Annotated in this window: 17 protein-coding genes; 10 read left to right on the top strand and 7 right to left on the bottom strand. The window is 66.9% G+C overall.

Annotation, left to right across the window (positions count from 1 at the left end; all coding sequences use genetic code 11):
* Positions 1-23: 23 nt before the first annotated feature.
* Entirely contained in the window at positions 24-935 is a 912-nt protein-coding gene (locus N0K08_RS08655) for a dihydrodipicolinate synthase family protein (RefSeq protein ID WP_261499816.1), read from the top strand.
* Complete coding sequence (locus N0K08_RS08650) at positions 935-2,410, top strand: aldehyde dehydrogenase (NADP(+)) (protein WP_261499815.1); 1,476 nt, start codon at positions 935-937, stop codon at positions 2,408-2,410. Before N0K08_RS08655 ends, N0K08_RS08650 begins: the two co-directional genes overlap by 1 nt.
* 46 nt (positions 2,411-2,456) lie before the next feature.
* On the opposite strand, the gene copM is transcribed toward N0K08_RS08650, so the two are convergent.
* From copM to N0K08_RS08625, 5 genes are all read right to left on the bottom strand, one after another.
* Positions 2,457-2,816: a CopM family metallochaperone gene (copM, locus tag N0K08_RS08645; protein ID WP_261499814.1), complete on the bottom strand. Its 360-nt coding sequence runs from the start codon at positions 2,814-2,816 to the stop codon at positions 2,457-2,459.
* Positions 2,813-4,183, bottom strand: coding sequence for a YncE family protein (locus N0K08_RS08640; protein ID WP_261499813.1), 1,371 nt, complete (start codon positions 4,181-4,183; stop codon positions 2,813-2,815). Before N0K08_RS08640 ends, copM begins: the two co-directional genes overlap by 4 nt.
* Positions 4,184-4,285: 102 nt before the next feature.
* The gene (locus tag N0K08_RS08635) at positions 4,286-5,122 is read right to left on the bottom strand and encodes an anti-sigma factor family protein (RefSeq protein ID WP_261499812.1); all 837 of its coding nucleotides are present in this window, start codon (positions 5,120-5,122) and stop codon (positions 4,286-4,288) included.
* A gap of 11 nt (positions 5,123-5,133) precedes the next feature.
* Complete coding sequence (locus N0K08_RS08630; protein ID WP_261499811.1) at positions 5,134-5,652, bottom strand: RNA polymerase sigma factor; 519 nt, start codon at positions 5,650-5,652, stop codon at positions 5,134-5,136.
* Positions 5,653-5,841: 189 nt separating this feature from the next.
* Positions 5,842-6,081, bottom strand: a complete 240-nt coding sequence (locus N0K08_RS08625) for an acetate--CoA ligase family protein (RefSeq protein WP_261499810.1) — start codon at positions 6,079-6,081, stop codon at positions 5,842-5,844.
* A gap of 184 nt (positions 6,082-6,265) precedes the next feature.
* On the opposite strand from N0K08_RS08625, the gene N0K08_RS08620 reads away from it, so the two are divergent.
* The 7 genes from N0K08_RS08620 (at position 6,266) to N0K08_RS08590 (ending at position 13,288) form a co-directional block, all read left to right on the top strand.
* Entirely contained in the window at positions 6,266-6,973 is a 708-nt protein-coding gene (locus tag N0K08_RS08620; RefSeq protein WP_261499809.1) for a GntR family transcriptional regulator, read from the top strand.
* A gap of 75 nt (positions 6,974-7,048) precedes the next feature.
* Positions 7,049-7,990, top strand: coding sequence for a Bug family tripartite tricarboxylate transporter substrate binding protein (locus tag N0K08_RS08615; RefSeq protein WP_261499808.1), 942 nt, complete (start codon positions 7,049-7,051; stop codon positions 7,988-7,990).
* Entirely contained in the window at positions 7,990-9,204 is a 1,215-nt protein-coding gene (locus N0K08_RS08610; RefSeq protein WP_261499807.1) for a CaiB/BaiF CoA transferase family protein, read from the top strand. Before N0K08_RS08615 ends, N0K08_RS08610 begins: the two co-directional genes overlap by 1 nt.
* A 17-nt stretch (positions 9,205-9,221) precedes the next feature.
* Entirely contained in the window at positions 9,222-10,814 is a 1,593-nt protein-coding gene (locus tag N0K08_RS08605; RefSeq protein ID WP_261499805.1) for an acyl-CoA carboxylase subunit beta, read from the top strand.
* Between the two features lie 27 nt (positions 10,815-10,841).
* Positions 10,842-12,203, top strand: coding sequence for an acetyl-CoA carboxylase biotin carboxylase subunit (locus tag N0K08_RS08600; RefSeq protein ID WP_261499804.1), 1,362 nt, complete (start codon positions 10,842-10,844; stop codon positions 12,201-12,203).
* A gap of 54 nt (positions 12,204-12,257) precedes the next feature.
* Entirely contained in the window at positions 12,258-12,479 is a 222-nt protein-coding gene (locus N0K08_RS08595; protein WP_261499803.1) for an acetyl-CoA carboxylase biotin carboxyl carrier protein subunit, read from the top strand.
* Positions 12,480-12,580: 101 nt separating this feature from the next.
* On the top strand, positions 12,581-13,288 hold the full coding sequence (locus N0K08_RS08590; RefSeq protein WP_261499802.1) for a GntR family transcriptional regulator: 708 nt from the start codon (positions 12,581-12,583) through the stop codon (positions 13,286-13,288).
* Here the strand turns inward: N0K08_RS08590 and N0K08_RS08585 are convergent.
* Positions 13,281-14,102: a FadR/GntR family transcriptional regulator gene (locus N0K08_RS08585; RefSeq protein WP_261499800.1), complete on the bottom strand. Its 822-nt coding sequence runs from the start codon at positions 14,100-14,102 to the stop codon at positions 13,281-13,283. The two genes, N0K08_RS08590 and N0K08_RS08585, sit on opposite strands and share 8 nt — an antisense overlap.
* 228 nt (positions 14,103-14,330) lie before the next feature.
* On the opposite strand from N0K08_RS08585, the gene N0K08_RS08580 reads away from it, so the two are divergent.
* Positions 14,331-15,269, top strand: coding sequence for a Bug family tripartite tricarboxylate transporter substrate binding protein (locus N0K08_RS08580; protein WP_261499799.1), 939 nt, complete (start codon positions 14,331-14,333; stop codon positions 15,267-15,269).
* On the opposite strand, the gene N0K08_RS08575 is transcribed toward N0K08_RS08580, so the two are convergent.
* The gene (locus N0K08_RS08575) at positions 15,266-16,039 is read right to left on the bottom strand and encodes an N-acetylmuramoyl-L-alanine amidase family protein (RefSeq protein ID WP_261499797.1); all 774 of its coding nucleotides are present in this window, start codon (positions 16,037-16,039) and stop codon (positions 15,266-15,268) included. The two genes, N0K08_RS08580 and N0K08_RS08575, sit on opposite strands and share 4 nt — an antisense overlap.
* Positions 16,040-16,041: the final 2 nt, after the last annotated feature.

Below are 16,041 nucleotides of genomic sequence, written 5' to 3'. Positions count from 1 at the left end.
CTCTTCCTTTTTCAGGAGCCTCCATGTCCCGTTTCACCCCCTCCCAAGTCCGCGCTGCCTTGAACGGCATTTCCGGCATTCTGGTCACGCCTTTCGACGGCCGGAACCAGATTGCGCCCCAGCGCCTGGCGCCCATTGTTGACAAGGCGATTGGCGCCGGCGTACATGTGCTGGTCGCGAATGGCAACACCAGCGAGTACTACGGTCTGCGCTACAGCGAAAGTGAAGCCATGGTCCGGGCGGCGGCGCAGCTGATCGACGGCCGCGTGCCGCTGCTGGGGGGCGTGGGCCGTAGCGTCGAAGAAGCCTGCGACTTGGCCGCTGCGTCGCAGGCCGCCGGCGTCGATGCCTTGATGGTGCACCAGCCGCCAGATCCGTTTGTGTCCCCGCGCGGCGTGGTGGCCTATGTGCAGCGCATCGCCGAAGCTGCCCCGGGCTTGCCCCTGGTGCTGTATCTGCGCAACGAATCGATTGGCATGGCGGCCATCGAAGCCCTGTGCCGCATTCCGGGCGTGATCGGCATCAAATGGGCTTCGCCCACGCCCTTGCTGCTGGCCGAAGCGATTCGCCGCACCCGCGATCTGGACATCGCTTGGGTGGGCGGCCTGGCCGAGACCTGGGCGCCGACTTCGTATGCGGCCGGCGCGCGCGGCTTCACTTCCGGCCTGATCAACGTCCTGCCCGAACGCTCCATGGCCATCCATGCGGCGCTGGAAAGCAGCAACTATGCCCTGGCACTGCAGCTGATCGAGCAGATGCTGCCGTTCGAGGAGCTGCGCGCGCAGGAGAACAACGGCGCCAATGTGACCGTGGTGAAGACGGCCTTGCGGTTGCTGGACATGGACTGCGGCGCCACGCGTCCACCTTCGGCCTGGCCCATGGCGCCGCAGTCGCTGGACGTGCTCAAGGACTTGCTGCGGTCCCTGCAAAGCTGATGGCCGATCTTCAATCCATAAACGCCCGCACCGGTCAGCCTCTGGGCGCTGCCTGGGCGGCTTCGACGGCCGAGGAGATCGATGCGGCCGTGGCGGCAGCCGCGCAGGCGGCTGCGCTGTTCGCGGCCACGTCGGCCGCCGAGCGCGCGGCCTTGCTGCGCGATCTGGCCGAGGCCTTGCTGGCGGGGCGCGACACGCTGGTGCCGTTGGCCGACCGTGAAAGCGGTCTGGGCCTGGCGCGGCTGGGAGGCGAGCTCGATCGCACGGCGTTCCAGCTGCGCGGCTTTGCCGATGTGCTCGAGCGCGGCATCGTGCACGCCGTCATCGACGATGCCGCCGTGGCCGGCATGCCTCCCGCAGGCCGCCCGCGCATGCTGCGGGTGCGCGTGCCGCTCGGCCCGGTGGCGATGTTTTCTGCCAGCAACTTCCCGTTCGCGTTCTCGGTGCTGGGTGGTGACACGGCCGCGGCCCTGGCCGCGGGCTGCCCGGTGGTGGTCAAAAGCCACCCGGCCCATCCCGAGCTGTCGCGCCAGACCGTGGCTCTGGCCCGGCAGGTGGTGGCAGCGCGCGGCCTGCCGGTGGGGGTGTTCCAGTCGGTGGAAGGCGCTGCGGTCGAAACCGGCGTGCGCCTGGTGCAGGCGCCGGCCATTGCGGCCGTCGCGTTCACCGGGTCCTTTCACGGCGGCATGGCCCTGGCCCGGGTGGCGGCCGAGCGCGCGCGGCCGATACCGTTTTATGGCGAGCTGGGCTCGGTGAATCCGCTGGTGGTCTTGCCGCCGGTGGTGCCGTCCCAGGGCGCGGCACTGGCTGAAACACTGGCCGCGTCCATCTGCCAGGGCGCTGGCCAGTTCTGCACCAGCCCCGGCCTGGTGATCGTGCGCCAGGACGCCGCGGGCGATGCCTTCGTCCAGGCCCTGGCCGACAGGCTCGTTGCACAGACGCCGCACGCCATGCTCACGCCCGGCATCCGCCATGCGTTCGAGCAAGGTGTCAGCGCCTGGAGCTGCCATGCCGGAGTCCAGACCCTGGTGCCTGGCGGGGCGGGCATGGATGCCTTGCCCCGTCCGTTCCTCGGTCAGGTGCAGGCCGGCGACTTCATCGCCGATGCCCGTCTGCAGACGGAAGTCTTTGGTGCGGCGGCCCTGGTGGTGCGCGTGGACTCGCTGGCGCAAACCCTTGCCGTGCTGCGGGCCGTGGGCGGCGCGCTCACCGTGACGCTATGGGGCGCCGACAGCGACACGCCGGAGCACCGCGACCTGGTGCGTGCTGCGACCCAGGTCGCGGGGCGCGTGCTGTTTGCCGGTGTGCCCACGGGCGTGGCCGTCACGGCCGCGCAACAGCACGGCGGGCCTTTTCCGGCGTCGACCGCACCTGCGACGACCTCGGTGGGCTATGCCGCGCTGGACCGCTTTCTGCGTCCCGTGGCCTTGCAGGAAGCGCCGGCCTGGGTGGTGAACTGCCGAGGCCTGGTCTGAAGCAAAGGCGGGGCCTCTGTTTTTAGCCGCTAAAACCCATGCGGCGTCAGCGCCCGCGCGTGCCGCCCAGTGCCGGGAATTCTTCCAGGCCCGCGGCTGGCGCGCGCTGCAGCAAGGCCAGGCGGCGCTGCATGCTGTCGATTTCCACCGTCTGGCCGGCGATGATTTCCTCGGCCAGCTGGCGCGTGATGGGGTCGCGGCCGTGCTGCAGCACCAGGCGTGCCATGTCCACCGCGCCCGCGTGGTGGGGAATCATCATCGCCAGGAAGTCCTGGTCGGCATCGCCGCTGTAACCCGGCGCGTGCATGGACTGCATCATGCGCGCCATGCTGCGGTCCATGTCCTGGGCGAAGAGGCTGTCGGCCGCGGTCGCCGCAGGCGCGTGGTGGTGCGCGCCGTTCTTCATGCCGTCTGCCCGCGCGTGCCCGGCCGCACGTAGACCAGGTTGATGCTCTTCTTGTTGCGCAGTCCGCCCGAAGGCAGGGCCAGATCGCCCAGGGGAATCTGGGCGATGAAGGCCGGGTGCAGCGGATCGCTGACATCGAAGGCACTGCACACGGTCTGGCCCGCGCCAGGCGTGCCCGGCAGTTCGTCCTGCTCATGGGCGACGTAGAGCAGCGTGTTTTCCGGGTTGGTCCACAGGCCGTGGGCTTCGCGGCCGTGGGTGAAGAACTGGCCCACGACCTTGCGCTGGCCCGCGGGGGCCGAGCGGTCGATGATGGCGATGCGGCTAGCCGCCACGCCGCCGGGGCCGCCATCGTCGATGCGCGCCAGGCTGGCGTAGGTCACGCTGCCGCGCGCATTGGCGACGAATTCGACATGGTTGGGGCGCGCGCCCGCGCCCAGGAAGACATGGTCCAGCAGCGCGAAGTCGCCTTGCGTGCTGCGGCAGGAGACTGCGTCGGCGAGCTTGTGCGAGAACCAGACCTCGCTGCCGTCGGGCGTGGTCTTGAGGAAAGGCGTGAAGCCGGGCTTGTCCTGGGCCGCGATATCCAGCGTGGTCAGGCGCCGGGGCTGGGAATGGCCGTCGGCGCCGGCATGGACGCGGAACACGTCGATGCGCGCGACTTTCTGGCTGGCGACGAAGGCCAGCGTGCCTTCGCGGTTGAACCAGACCTGGGCCGGGCCGTGCAGCGTGGGCAGGTACTGGCGCACGGGCGACTGGTCGGCGCCGCGCAGGTGGCGCAGGGCCTGGGCCACGTCGAGGATGGCGATGCGGTCTTCGCCGCGCAGGCTGACCCACAGCTCCTTGCCATTGCGCGTGAACGTGGGTTCGTGCGGTTCGCGGCCCAGCAGAATGCCGCCGGAAACGCGCTCGGCATTGGTACTCGGCCCGGCCAGCGGATTGGGCGTGTTGCCTATGACCTGGCGCTTGACGGCGTCGATCAGGTAGATGTTGCTCGAGCCGCGGCCGCTGGTGGCCAGCAGCGTGCCGTCGGGCGAAGGCACGGCGCCATGGGCATCGATGCAGCCGTGGTACAGCGGCTTGTGGATCATGGCCGCGTGCGTGGGCGCGACGCCGCCGGTGACGAAGCGAAACGGCGGGCGCGGGTCTTCGTCGAAGCTGGTCAGATTGATGGTCTGCTCGACCGTATTGCTGCGCGGGTCGATCACGACCACGGTGTTGGAGTCTTCGTTGGTGATGAAGACCCGGTCGCGCGGGTCCATGGCCGAGGCGGCGCCGGGCGCGGGCTGGGCCATCGCCGCGGGCAGGGCGGCCAGGGCCGTGACGGACAGGGAGTGCTTGAGGAATTCGCGGCGGTCTTGTGTCATGGAAGTGTGGGCGCGCCAGACCCGCGGGTCGGCCGCAGGTGCACGCGCAGGGGTGGGTGAAGAAAAGCGGCCGGCGCACGCGGCGCAGGCCGGGAACAGGTCTCAGGGGCTGGCGGCCGCCGACAGCTGCTGGTGCACGGCGATGGAAATGCGCGCCAGCTCCGCGCGGTCGGCCTCGGACGACAAGGCATAGCCGAACGGGCCGTCCACCCAGTAGAAGACGTTGACGCCGCCTTCGTGGGCAAAGCGGAACGCGGTGTCGGTGTTCACATGGCTGCCCTGGACTTCGGCCAGGTCGTTGATCTGGTTGGAGACATACAGCGTCAGCTTGCGGCCCTGGGCGTCGCGGTACATGAACTGCGCGGCCGGGCCTTGCCCGCCGGGCAGCAGCCGCCCGCCTTCCAGGGAGTAGCCCGTGGCCTGCAGGTGGGGCGGGCGCATGGGCGCGCCCATGCGCTTGCTGAGCCAGGCCACGAGCTGGTCTTCATGGGCGGCATCGACTTCCACGGGACGGCGCTGGTCGGGCGAATAGACCGCGTGGGCGACGGCGGCGCGCTGCACGAAGCCCACGGTCTGCGCCATGGCGCCCGCGGTCTGCCGGGCCAATTGCGGGGCGGGGGCGGGCAGTTGGGCGCCGCGCAGGCTCCAGCCGAGCGCGCCGCTGACCAGGGCCAAGGCCAGGCCGGCCACCAGCCGCTGGGCGTACCAAGGCGTGCGCGGCCGCGCGCTGCGGATCAGGCGTGAGGGCAGGGGCTCGTCCTGCACGGGATCGAACAGGGCGCGCAGCTCGCGCTTTTGCGCGCGCCAGGCGTGTACGCGCTGGGCTTCCTCGGGACGCGTCGCCAGATAGGCTTCGACTTCGCGTGCGCGCTCTGCCGCCAGCTGGCCGTCAAGCCAGGCATGCAGATCGGCCTCGCTGATCGGCGGGGGGGCGTTCATCGGTATGTCTTTCATTTCACCACCCTCAGGCGCACGGGCTCGGCCGGCTGGCCTGAGTCTTCCATCAAGGCCCGCAGGCGTTCGCGGCCCCGGGCCAGGCGCGACATCACCGTGCCTATGGGAATGCCCAGCGTCTGGGCGACGTCGGCATAGGCCATATCTTCCAGCGCGACCAGCAGGATGACCTGTCGTTGTTCCAGGGGCAGTCGCTCCAGGGCGGCCTGCAGGTCCAGCACGGCGATGCGCTCGCCCTGGGTCGCGGCCACCGGGATTTCCGGCGTGTCGGCATCCAGGTTGACGGTCAGCACGCGGGGGCGGCGCACACCGTCCACATGCAGGTTGTGCATGATGCTGAACAGCCAGGCGCGCATGTCGGACACGCCGCCCCAGAGGCCGGCCCGGTTCCAGGCCCGCTCCAGCGTGTCCTGCACCAGATCGTCGGCGTCGTCACGGTTGCCGGCCAGCGCGCGCGCATAACGGCGCAGGCGCGGCAGCCAGGTCAACAGTTGCTGGTGGTCGGTGGTGGGCATGGTGTGGCAGTGTGACAGCAGCGGATGCCCAGGCCCATGGAGGCTGCGGCGCGGGGCGGATGCCGGGCGCCGTCTGTCATGGAGGTGGACGGGCGGTGCGCCGGTTTTATTCCGTGGTCAGCGGAATTTTTGCAGAAGGCGGCCGTGGCCCTGCATGCGCCCCGCCTATTCACCGACCCGCGTCAGGGTTCAAGCGAGCAAGGCCCGGCCATCGACCGCCACACAGCCCAGGCCGGCGCGTCGTACCAGCAGAGGGTTGATATCCAACTCCTGGAGGCCCGCGCCCCAGTCGTGGGCCAGCCAGCTCAGGTGCGACACGGCGTCGGCCGCAGCCTGGATGTCCAGCGCAGGCTTGCCGCGCATGCCTTCGAGCACCGGCGCAATCCGCAGTTGCCGCAGTATGCGCAGCGATTTCCGCCGGACATGCACCCGCAGGCCTGCAGCCCAATTTTTCCCATGGCAAGGGCCCAGCGCTGCAGTGCGTTGGCCCGCGGCCGCGCTGCGGAGCAGTCCCTGGGGGCGGGGTGACTTTTAAAGATTACAAAATTGATTACAAAATTGATTGCAATAATGATTCTTCAAAGTTAGCATGCGATCCAACAAGGAGATTCACATGTCGAGTTCGGCCTCCCCGCGCACAACGGGTACACCCCCAGCAGCGACCCGGCGCGTCACGCCGGGCGCGCCGCGGCTCGACGTGGTGCAGGAACTGCGCCGTCGCATCGCCAGCCACGGTCTGCCGCCCGGCAGCAAGCTGAAGGAGACGGATCTGTCGCTCGAATTCGGCGTGCCAAGACCGCGCATTCGCGAAGCCTTGTCGACCCTGGAGGAGCGCGGTCTGGTGGAACGCATTCCCAACAAGGGCGCCGTGGTGATGCGTCTGGACCTGGCCCAGGTGATGGCCATCTACGAGGCGCGCGAAGCGCTGGAAGGGCTGTGCGTGCGGCTGGCGGCCGAGCGCAGCCCCCAGGGCTATTGGGATGACTTGTGCGTGCTGTTTGGCGAGCCCATGCTCGGCTATCTGCGCGCGGGGGCGTTCGATGCGTTTCTGGCGGGCTACGAGAAATTCCGGATCCGGGTGTTCGCTGCTGCCAGGAACGACGTCCTGCAGGGCATGCTCGACAGCATTCTCGAGCGCACCCAGATGGTGATCCGGCGCGCCATCATCCTGCCCGGACGCGCCGAGCGTGGTCTGGAGCAGCACCGCGCGGTGCTGGCCGCCCTGCAACGGGGCGACGCGGCCGAGGCCGAGCAGATCCGAAAAATGAACTTGCGCGAAGCCAAGGAGTGCGTTCGCCAGCACCACCAGTTTGTCATCTGAGTGAGCACCCTTCCAACTACCAAGGAGACGGCAATGAGGTTCAGGATTTCCCCCGTAGGCAAGGCGCTTGGCGCCATGTTGTTCGCGTCTGCGGCATGTCTTGCGCATGCGCAGAGCGCGTATCCCGCCAAGCCCATCACCATGTATGTGGGCTTCGCCGCCGGCAGCGCCACCGATATCGTGGCCCGGGTGGTGGGACAGAAGTTGTCGGAGCGCCTGGGGCAGCCCGTCGTGGTTCAGAGCCTCACGGGCGCCGCATCCACGCTCGCCACAGCCGCGGTGGCCCGCGCATCGCCCGATGGTTACACGCTGATGACCGTGTCGGGGGCGCTGGCCATCGGGCCGGCCGTCTACTCGAACCTCAAGTTCGATGTCGAGAAGGACCTCACCCCCATCGGACTCGTGGGTTCGCTGCCCACGGTGCTGCTGGTCAATGAGTCGCTGGGTGTGAACTCGTTCAGTGCGTTCGTTGAGCAGGCCAGGAAGCGACCGGGCCAGTTGAACTATGGCTCCTCGGGCAATGGTGGATCGACACATCTGTCGGCCGAACTCCTGAGCCATACCCTGGGTATCAAGATGACCCACGTGCCGTATCGCGGCAATGCACCGGCCGCCTCGGCCCTGATGGCGGGCGAGGTCCAGGTGTTGATGGACACCGTCATGCTGGCATCGCAGTCAGTCAAGACCAACCGGGTGCGTGCGCTGGCAGTGACGGGAAAAACCCGTTCGCCGGTCCTGCCGGATGTGCCCACTTTCGCTGAAGTGGGTTTGCCGAATTTTGATGCCTCCATCTTCTTCGGCATCATGGGACCGGCCAAGTTGGCTCCGGACATTGTGGAGAAGCTCAACCGGGAACTCAATGAGGTGCTCAAGGATCCTGGCGTGAAATCCACGCTGGTCAGCGGCGGCGGCTTGCAGCTGTCGGGCGGAACGCCGGAACAGATGGGCCAACTGGTGCACACCGAGGTGGCCAAGTGGAAAAGGGTCAGCCAGCAGGCTGGCATCAAGGCCGAATGATGACGCATGGATTCACACCCGGACTTGGTTCCCTGGGCAATTACCGCGTCCTGGAACTCGGCTCTACGGTCGCCGGTCCTTTTTGCGGGCGCCTGTTCGCAGACTTCGGCGCCGAAGTTATCAAGGTCGAAATGCCCGAAGGCGATCCGGTGCGCACCATGGGCAGCATTGAAGGGTCCACGTCGCTGTATGCAGCCAGCATTTTTCGCAACAAGTCGCTGATCGCCGTTGATATGCGCACCGCGCAAGGTCAGGACATCGTGCGGCGCCTGGCCGCGAGGTGCGATGTGGTGATCGAGAACTTCCGCCCTGGCACCTTGGAAAAGTGGGGGCTGGGATATGAGGACCTGAGCGCCCTCAATCCGGGCGTGGTGATGGTCCGGATCAGCGGCTTCGGCCAGACCGGTCCCTACAGCGCCCGCCCCGGCTATGGCGTCATCGGTGAAGCGTTGAGCGGGCTGCGCCATCTGACCGGCGATGCCGACAGGCCCCCCACGCGCATGAACACATCGCTGGGCGACTATGTCACCGGCCTGTATGCGGCTTTCGGTGCCATGGTCGCGCTCAATGCCCGCCGGCAGACCGGCAAGGGGCAGGTCGTCGACGCCGCCCTGTACGAGTGCGCCTTCAGCTTCATGGAGCCGCACGTGCCGGCCTATGACCGGCTGGGCATCGTGGCCCAGCGCACGGGATCCGCGCTGCCTGGCTCGGTGCCCAACAACCTCTATACCTGCAGCGACGGCCGGCACATCCACATTACGGCCATGGCCGACGCGATCTTCCGGCGCCTGTGCGAGGCCATGGGGCGCCCGGACCTGGCAAGCATGTACCGGCTTGCCAAGGACCGGATCCAGCAGGCGGCCATGGTCGACAGCGCAATACAGCACTGGGTGGGCGAGCGCACGCTGGAAGAAGTCGAGGCGGCGCTGCTGCAGGCGGATGTTCCGGCGGCCCCGATCTACACCATTGCCGACGTGTTTGCCGATCCGCACTTTCGCGCGCGAGGAATGCTCGCCTCCGTGCCTTCGAACGAACTTCTGACGGATGTCACCGTCGCCAACGTCGTGCCCAAGCTCAGCGCCACGCCGGGGCATATCCGCCATGCGGGCCACGCCGTGGGCGCCGACACGCGGCAGGTGCTGGCGCAGTGGCTGGATCTGGCCGACGAAGAAATCGATACCTTGATCCGTAGCCGCGTGGTGGTGACGGCCTAGTTTTTATGGGAGACAACATGTCTGAGCAGAACAAGATGATGGATGCACCGGATTGGAGCCTGGAGATCCAGGAGCTGGAGCAACGCGCGGCCTATGCGCACGAAATGGGCGGCACCGCTGCCGTGGAGCGCCACCACGCAGCCGGGCGCCTGACGGTGCGCGAACGCATAGTCCAGCTCACCGATGCGCAGTCCTTCCAGGAAGTCGGCAAGCTGACGGGCCAAGGCCATTACGAGCAGGGTGTTCTCAAGGGCGTGACGCCCGCACCCTATGTGATGGGTCTGGCGTCCATCGACGGGCGCTCGGTGGCCATCGGCGGCGAGGACTTCACCATCCGCGGCGGATCGAGCTGGAGCGGCGACCGCAAGAAAGGCGGGCAGGGCGGTTTCGTCGAGGAACTGGCGCTGCAATACCGGATCCCGCTGGTCAACCTGATTGACGGCGCGGGCGGCAGCGTTTCCTCGCAGAAAAAGCGCGGGCACACGGTGTTCCCCGGCGTGCATGGTTTCGAGACTTCGGTCGAGCTGATGGGGGTCGTGCCGGTGGTCAGTGCGGTGCTGGGCACCGCCGCTGGCGGGCCTGCGGGGCGCGCGATCCTGTCGCACTGGTCGGTGATGGTGCAGGGCACGAGCCAGATTTTCGCCGCGGGCCCGCCAGTGGTCGAACGCTCGCTGGGTCAGAAGATCACCAAGGAAGAACTGGGTGGGCCCAAGGCGGCCGTGGACCAGGCCGGGTTGGTCGACAACATTGCCGTCGACGAAGCGCAGTGCTTCGAAATGATCCGGCGCTACCTGTCCTATATGCCTTCCAATGTCTGGGAGCTGCCGCCGGTGCTGCCCTGCCAGGACCCTATTGACCGGCGCGAGGAGGAGCTCGCGCGCATCGTGCCCAAGGACAGGCGCAAACCCTACAACATGCGCAAGCTGATCAGCTTGCTGGTCGACACGGATTCCGTGTTCGAACTCCAGCCGACCTTTGGCAAGGCGGTCATCACGTCGCTGGCGCGCCTCAATGGCAAAGTCGTCGGCATCGTGGCGAACAATCCCATGGTTTATGGCGGGGCCATGGACGTGAAGGCGGCGCGCAAGCAGACCCATTTCATCGAGCTGTGCGACACCTTCCACATCCCGCTGATCTTCCTGGTCGATGTGCCGGGATTCATGGTCGGCAAGGACGCCGAGATGGCCGGGACGCTGCGCGAAGGCATGCGCAGCGTCTACGTCAGCCTGCAGGCCAGCGTGCCCATGGTGACCGTGGTGATCCGCAAGTGCTATGGCATGGCGGGCATGGCCACCACCGACAAGAATGGCATCGGCTTGAAGCTCGCCTGGCCGTCGGCGGAATGGGGCTCGCTGCCCATCGAAGGCGGGGTGGCGGCGGCGTTCCGGCGCGAAATTGCCGAAGCCGCCGATCCGCAGCAAAAGGAACTGGAGCTCGAGGCCGAACTGCGCGCGCTGTCCTCGCCGCTGCGCACCGCCGAGGCTTTCGGCGTGGAGGATGTCATCGACCCGCGGGACACGCGCCGCTATCTGTGCCACTTCATTGATGCCGCGCAATTGCGTCTGAAAACCAGCCTGGGACCCAAGCCGCGGTACGGCGTGCGCCCCTGATCATCTCAGTCATTCACGGAGAAGCCCATGTTCCACAAGATCGTTGTTGCCAACCGCGGCGCCATTGCCGCCCGCGTGCTGCGTGCCTTGAAGAAGCTCGGCATCCGGTCGGTCGCGGTGTATTCGCAAGCCGATGCGGGCCTGCCTTATCTGGCCGAAGCCGATGAGACTTTCTGCATCGGGAGGGCCGAGCCCAAGGCCAGTTACCTGAATCAGGACGCCCTGCTCGACGTGCTGCGCCAATCGGGCGCCGACGGCCTGCATCCCGGTTATGGCTTTCTGTCGGAAAACGCGGAGTTCGCCCGGCGCGTCAATGCCAGCGGGGCGCGCTTCATCGGCCCAAGTCCCGAGTGGATTGAAGCCATGGGCCACAAGACCCGTGCGCGTGACCTGATGGCGCAGCATGGCCTGCCCATGGCGCCTAGCTCCGGCCTGTTGACTGGCGATCCGGCACAGGCACTGAAAGCCGCGCAGGCAATTGGCTTTCCTGTGCTGGTCAAGCCCGCTGCGGGCGGCGGCGGCATAGGCATGGTCGCGGCCCATGACGCCGACGAACTGGTCCAGGCGATAGCGCGGGCCGGCTCGCTTTCCGAACGCAGCTTTGGCTGCGCCGAGATCTATCTGGAGCGCTTGATGCTCAAGCCGCGGCATATCGAGTTCCAGATCCTGGCCGATCGCCATGGCAACGTGCGGCATCTGTTCGAGCGCGATTGCTCCATCCAGCGGCGCCACCAGAAAGTCATAGAGGAGTCGCCCGCGCCGCTGCTGCCGCGCGCGCTTGCCTCGGCGGCCGGCGAGAACATGGTGAAGGTGCTGGGCAAGCTGCGCTATGACGTGATCGGCACGGTGGAAACGCTGTACGGTGGAGGCTCGGACTTTCAGTTCCTCGAGATGAATACCCGGCTGCAGGTGGAGCACGCGGTGACCGAGGAAGTGACCGGCATCGACCTGGTGGTTGCCCAGATCCGCCTGGCGGCAGGGGAGCGCATCGATGACGTACTGCCTCCTGTCATCACCACCCAGGGCCATGCGATCGAAGCCCGTATCTATGCCGAAGACCCGGTGCGCTTCTATCCTTCGCCTGGCCTGCTCAAGAAGCTGCGCTTGCCTAGCGGCGAAGGCATCCGGGTCGAGACCGGCTTTGCCGAAGGCTGCAGTGTGACGCCGTATTACGACCCCATGATCGCAAAGCTGATCGTGCATGCCGCGGACCGCGCCAGCGCGATTGACCGCTTGATTGCCGCGCTGGATGCGACATGCATAGAAGGCGTCAAACACAACATTCCGTTCATCCGCCAGGTGCTGGACAGCGAAGAATTCCGCGCGGGACGGGTGCATACCGGACTGGGCGCCGAAGTTCTGGCGCAAGAACGCAAGGCCGTCGCCTGACGGGCTTATCCCCGCCGGCCGGCAGGTCGGCATATCACCTCTAGGAGTATCGCAATGGCACGTATTGAAATCGCAGCGGAAGTCACGGGCAAGATCTGGCAGATCCAGTTGCAGGAAGGCGCTCAGGTCGGTGTCGATGACTCGATCATGGTTGTCGAATCCATGAAAATGGAAATTCCCGTGGTCAGCACGGGTGCCGGCCGGGTGCTGGAAATTCTGGTCAAGGAAGGGGACTCCGTCGAGGACGGGCAGGTCGTGGCCGTGATCGAGACCTGAGTCGGGAATGCAGTTCTATCTCCAGAATACAAATTTGTATCCAGAAATGATGGAAACAATGTTTCTTAGCAGATAGGATGCGCTGCACCAAGGAGATTCTCATGCCCCGTTCCCCCGTTCCTCAGTCTGCGAGCCCGACCCCGTCAGGCGTCAAGCCCACCAAGCCTGCCGGGGAACGGGTCGATGTGGCGCAGGTGCTGCGCCGGCGCATCGCCAACCACGATCTCCCGCCCGGCAGCAAGCTCAAGGAGGTGGAACTGTCGCTCGAATTTGGCGTGCCAAGACCGCGCATTCGCGAAGCCCTTTCGACCCTGGAAGAGCGTGGTCTGGTTGAACGCATTCCCAACAAGGGTGCGGTGGTGATGCGTCTGGATCTGGACCAGGTGCTGGCGATCTACGAGGCGCGTGAGGCGCTCGAAGGCCTGTGCGTGCGGCTGGCGGCCGAGCGCAGTCCTCCGGGCTACTGGGATGATTTGTGCGTGTTGTTTGGCGAACCCATGCTCGGCTATCTGAAAGCCGGCGACTTTGAATCCTTCCTGGCAGGGCATGAGAAGCTCAGAACCCGGGTGTTCACTGCCGCCAAGAACGCGGTGGTGCAGGGCATGCTCGACAGCATTCTGGAGCGTACCCAGATGATCGTCCGGCGGACCATCATTCTTCCTGGACGCGCCGAGCGCGGTCTGGAGCAAAACCGCGCGGTACTGGCGGCTTTGCAGCGCGGCGATGGCGAGGAGGCCGAGCAATTGCGCAAACTGAACCTGCGCGAAGCCAAGGAGTGCGTGCGCGAGTTCCACAAGTTCGTCATCTGAGGCCGGTGCCAGGCACGGGGCCTTCGCGTTCAGCGCCCAGGCGTGCGGGCTGGACTGTCCCTGCGGCAATCGAAAAATCCCCGCCGCGTGCCAGATCCTGCGGCTGCCCCAGGAAGTGCTCCGCATAGCCGGCGACATGGCGTTCCATGCGGCGGCGCGCTGCGGCGGGGTCGCCGCTTTGCACGGCCTGCAGCACGCGGTGGTGCGACTGCAGGATCAGCTGCCTGGTTTGCGCGGTGGCAATGCCTTCCTTGCCCGACTCCTCCAGGATAGGCCCGGCGATGGAGGAAAAGAAGGCGCGCAAGAGGTCGTTGTGGCAGGCCTCGGCCAGTGCCAGGTACCAGCGCACATTGGCGTCCAGGAACAAGGGAACGTCGTCGATGGTTGCCGCGAGTTCCTGCGTCAGCAGCTCCAGCGCCGCCAGTTCCTCCGGTGTGCGCCGGCCGGCCGCGAGTTCCGCGACCATGGGCTCGACCATCACCCGCACTTCCACGATTTCGCGCAGCGACACCTGCCGTCCGCGCACGAACACGGCAATGGGCTTGTCGAGGGCGTCGCTCGCCGGCTGGCGCACGATGGAGCCGCCGTAGCGCCCCGGCCGGGTTTCGATCAAGCCCTCGGTTTCCAGGATGCGCAGCGCATCGCGCACCGCGGCGCGGCTGAGCCCGGTTTCCGTCACCAGCAGGCGTTCGGCGGGCAGCACGCTGCCGTGCTGGCGCTGCCCGTCCAGGATCTGGTCACGCAGCACATCGGCCAGCGCGTCGCGGGTGCGCTGGCCCTTGATGGGCCCCAATGCATTAGAACTTACCAGCATATACACCACGGAAGTTTGATTTTCATAATAGCAGGGCGCAATGGTTAACCATTGAACAATTAGCGACAGCGCGGTGCACCGGACAGGCCTCGGCGCCTGGCGGTCCGCCGCGCAGCGGTGTATGCGTTCCTCGTGGCGCTATCGGTGTTTTTTGCAACCTGGATCCAGGAGACAGTCATGCCCCAAGACACGAAACAGCCGGTTTCTCGCCGGAATGCTTTGAAAACCATGGCCGCCGCAGCCGCGTGCGCGAGCCTGCCGGCCTACGCCAGCGATGTCTACCCCAGCCGCACCGTGACGCTGATCGTGCCGTTTCCCGCGGGCGGCACGACGGACATCGTGGCGCGCCTGATCGCGCAGAAGCTGTCGGAAAACCTGCACCAGACTTTTGTCGTCGACAACCGCGGCGGCGCCAACGGCCTGATCGGCATGGAAGCCGCCGCGCGCGCCGAGCCCAACGGCTATACCTTGCTGTTCAACACCGCTGGCGCGCAGACGCTGACGCCCGTGCTCTACAAGACCAAGCTGCACCCCGCCGACAACTGGGAGCCCATCAGCCTGGTCAGCACCTTGCCCTTCGTCGTTGTCGCCACGGAAAAGCTGCCGGTGAAGGACTTCGCCGGGCTGGTGGCCCTGGCCAGGGCCGGCAACCCGCCGATCAAGGCTTCGGCCGGCAGCAGCATGCTGACGCTGCTGACCGACGAGTTGAAACGCACCATCGACGCGCCCACGCTGATCAACGTGCCCTACAAAGGCACGGCGCCCCAGGCCCAGGCCGTGCTGTCGGGCGAGGTGGACATTTCGCTCGACTCCTTCGTGACCATGCCCCACATCAAGGCCGGCAAACTGCGCCCGCTGGCGGTCACCTCGGCCAAGCGCGTGGCTTCGCTGCCGGATGTGCCGACGCTGGAGGAGCTGGGCTACAAGGGCATGGTGCTGGGCAGCTGGACCGGTCTGCTGGCGCCCAAGGGCACGCCCAAGGCCGTCGTCGACCGGCTGACCAGCGAAGTGCAGAAGATCGTGCGCGACCCGCAGATCCAGGAGCGTCTGCGCGGCTACGACCATACGCCCGTGGGCGGCACCGGCGCCGAGTTCGGCAAGACCCTCGTGGACGACTACGCGCGCTGGCAGCGCATCGTCAAGGAGACGGGCTACAAGGTGAGCTAGGGCCTTGCTGACAGCGTTGCGACATACCGGCGCACGGCAGCGACCACCTCGCGCGCGATGTCGGCCTGGTGGTGGTGATCGTTGACGTAGGCTTCGTCGACCGGATCGACGATCACGCCGGCCTCCAGCAGCACGGCCGGCATCTCTGTCTGCCGCAGCACCACCAGATCGTCGAAACGGTAGACCCCGATAGCGGGCGCGAGCAGCTCGCGCGACTCGCCCGCAATGGGCTCCGCGTGGTGCAGGGTCGGCGGTCGGCCGAGCTTGCGCATTTCCTCGCCGAGCAGCTGCGCGAACGCATGGCTTTGCGTGAAGCGCGGGTTGCGCTTGGACACGAAGACCGAATAGCCCGCGATCGGGCGCGTCGTCCGATACGCCTCCTGCCCGGCCAGCGTGAATTTTTCCAGGTACTGCAGCTGGGCGGAGTCGTGGTGGATAGACAGGAACAGGTCGGCGCGCCGTGCGTTGGAGATGCGGGCGCGCTCTTCGAGCGAGATCTTCTCGTCCGGCCGCCGCGTCAGCGAGGCGTCGAAGCCGGCCTGGGTCAGCGCCTGCACCACCTGCGAGGCCAGCCGGTCGTTGTAGCGCACCTCGTGGATGGCGCGCACGCCCAGGGCCCCGCCTTGCGCGGGCGTGTGGCCCGGATCGATGACGATGCGTGCCGCAGCGTTCCCGCCGGCCGTGGCCACTGCCGGCAGGCAGGCCGCGACCGACATGGCGAGCGCGGCCAGCATCCCTTGCCAGGAGCGCAAGGATGCGGGGTAGGCCATGG

Source organism: Acidovorax bellezanensis, assembly GCF_025421555.1.
GTDB classification, from domain to species: domain Bacteria; phylum Pseudomonadota; class Gammaproteobacteria; order Burkholderiales; family Burkholderiaceae_C; genus Comamonas; species Comamonas bellezanensis.
This window is presented reverse-complemented; position numbering and strand designations above follow the sequence as displayed.

Bases quoted from the DNA above. Each gene is read 5' to 3' on its own strand.
- N0K08_RS08650 (WP_261499815.1), top strand. From the start codon at position 935: ATGGCCGATCTTCAATCCATAAACGCCCGCACCGGTCAGCCTCTGGGC.
- N0K08_RS08575 (WP_261499797.1), bottom strand. From the start codon at position 16,039: ATGGCCTACCCCGCATCCTTGCGCTCCTGGCAAGGGATGCTGGCCGCG.
- N0K08_RS08580 (WP_261499799.1), top strand. From the start codon at position 14,331: ATGGCCGCCGCAGCCGCGTGCGCGAGCCTGCCGGCCTACGCCAGCGAT.
- N0K08_RS08600 (WP_261499804.1), top strand. From the start codon at position 10,842: ATGTTCCACAAGATCGTTGTTGCCAACCGCGGCGCCATTGCCGCCCGC.
- copM (WP_261499814.1), bottom strand. From the start codon at position 2,816: ATGAAGAACGGCGCGCACCACCACGCGCCTGCGGCGACCGCGGCCGAC.
- N0K08_RS08615 (WP_261499808.1), top strand. From the start codon at position 7,049: ATGTTGTTCGCGTCTGCGGCATGTCTTGCGCATGCGCAGAGCGCGTAT.
- N0K08_RS08585 (WP_261499800.1), bottom strand. From the start codon at position 14,102: ATGCTGGTAAGTTCTAATGCATTGGGGCCCATCAAGGGCCAGCGCACC.
- N0K08_RS08620 (WP_261499809.1), top strand. From the start codon at position 6,266: ATGTCGAGTTCGGCCTCCCCGCGCACAACGGGTACACCCCCAGCAGCG.
- N0K08_RS08630 (WP_261499811.1), bottom strand. From the start codon at position 5,652: ATGCCCACCACCGACCACCAGCAACTGTTGACCTGGCTGCCGCGCCTG.
- N0K08_RS08640 (WP_261499813.1), bottom strand. From the start codon at position 4,183: ATGACACAAGACCGCCGCGAATTCCTCAAGCACTCCCTGTCCGTCACG.
- N0K08_RS08655 (WP_261499816.1), top strand. From the start codon at position 24: ATGTCCCGTTTCACCCCCTCCCAAGTCCGCGCTGCCTTGAACGGCATT.
- N0K08_RS08635 (WP_261499812.1), bottom strand. From the start codon at position 5,122: ATGAACGCCCCCCCGCCGATCAGCGAGGCCGATCTGCATGCCTGGCTT.
- N0K08_RS08610 (WP_261499807.1), top strand. From the start codon at position 7,990: ATGACGCATGGATTCACACCCGGACTTGGTTCCCTGGGCAATTACCGC.
- N0K08_RS08595 (WP_261499803.1), top strand. From the start codon at position 12,258: ATGGCACGTATTGAAATCGCAGCGGAAGTCACGGGCAAGATCTGGCAG.
- N0K08_RS08605 (WP_261499805.1), top strand. From the start codon at position 9,222: ATGTCTGAGCAGAACAAGATGATGGATGCACCGGATTGGAGCCTGGAG.
- N0K08_RS08590 (WP_261499802.1), top strand. From the start codon at position 12,581: ATGCCCCGTTCCCCCGTTCCTCAGTCTGCGAGCCCGACCCCGTCAGGC.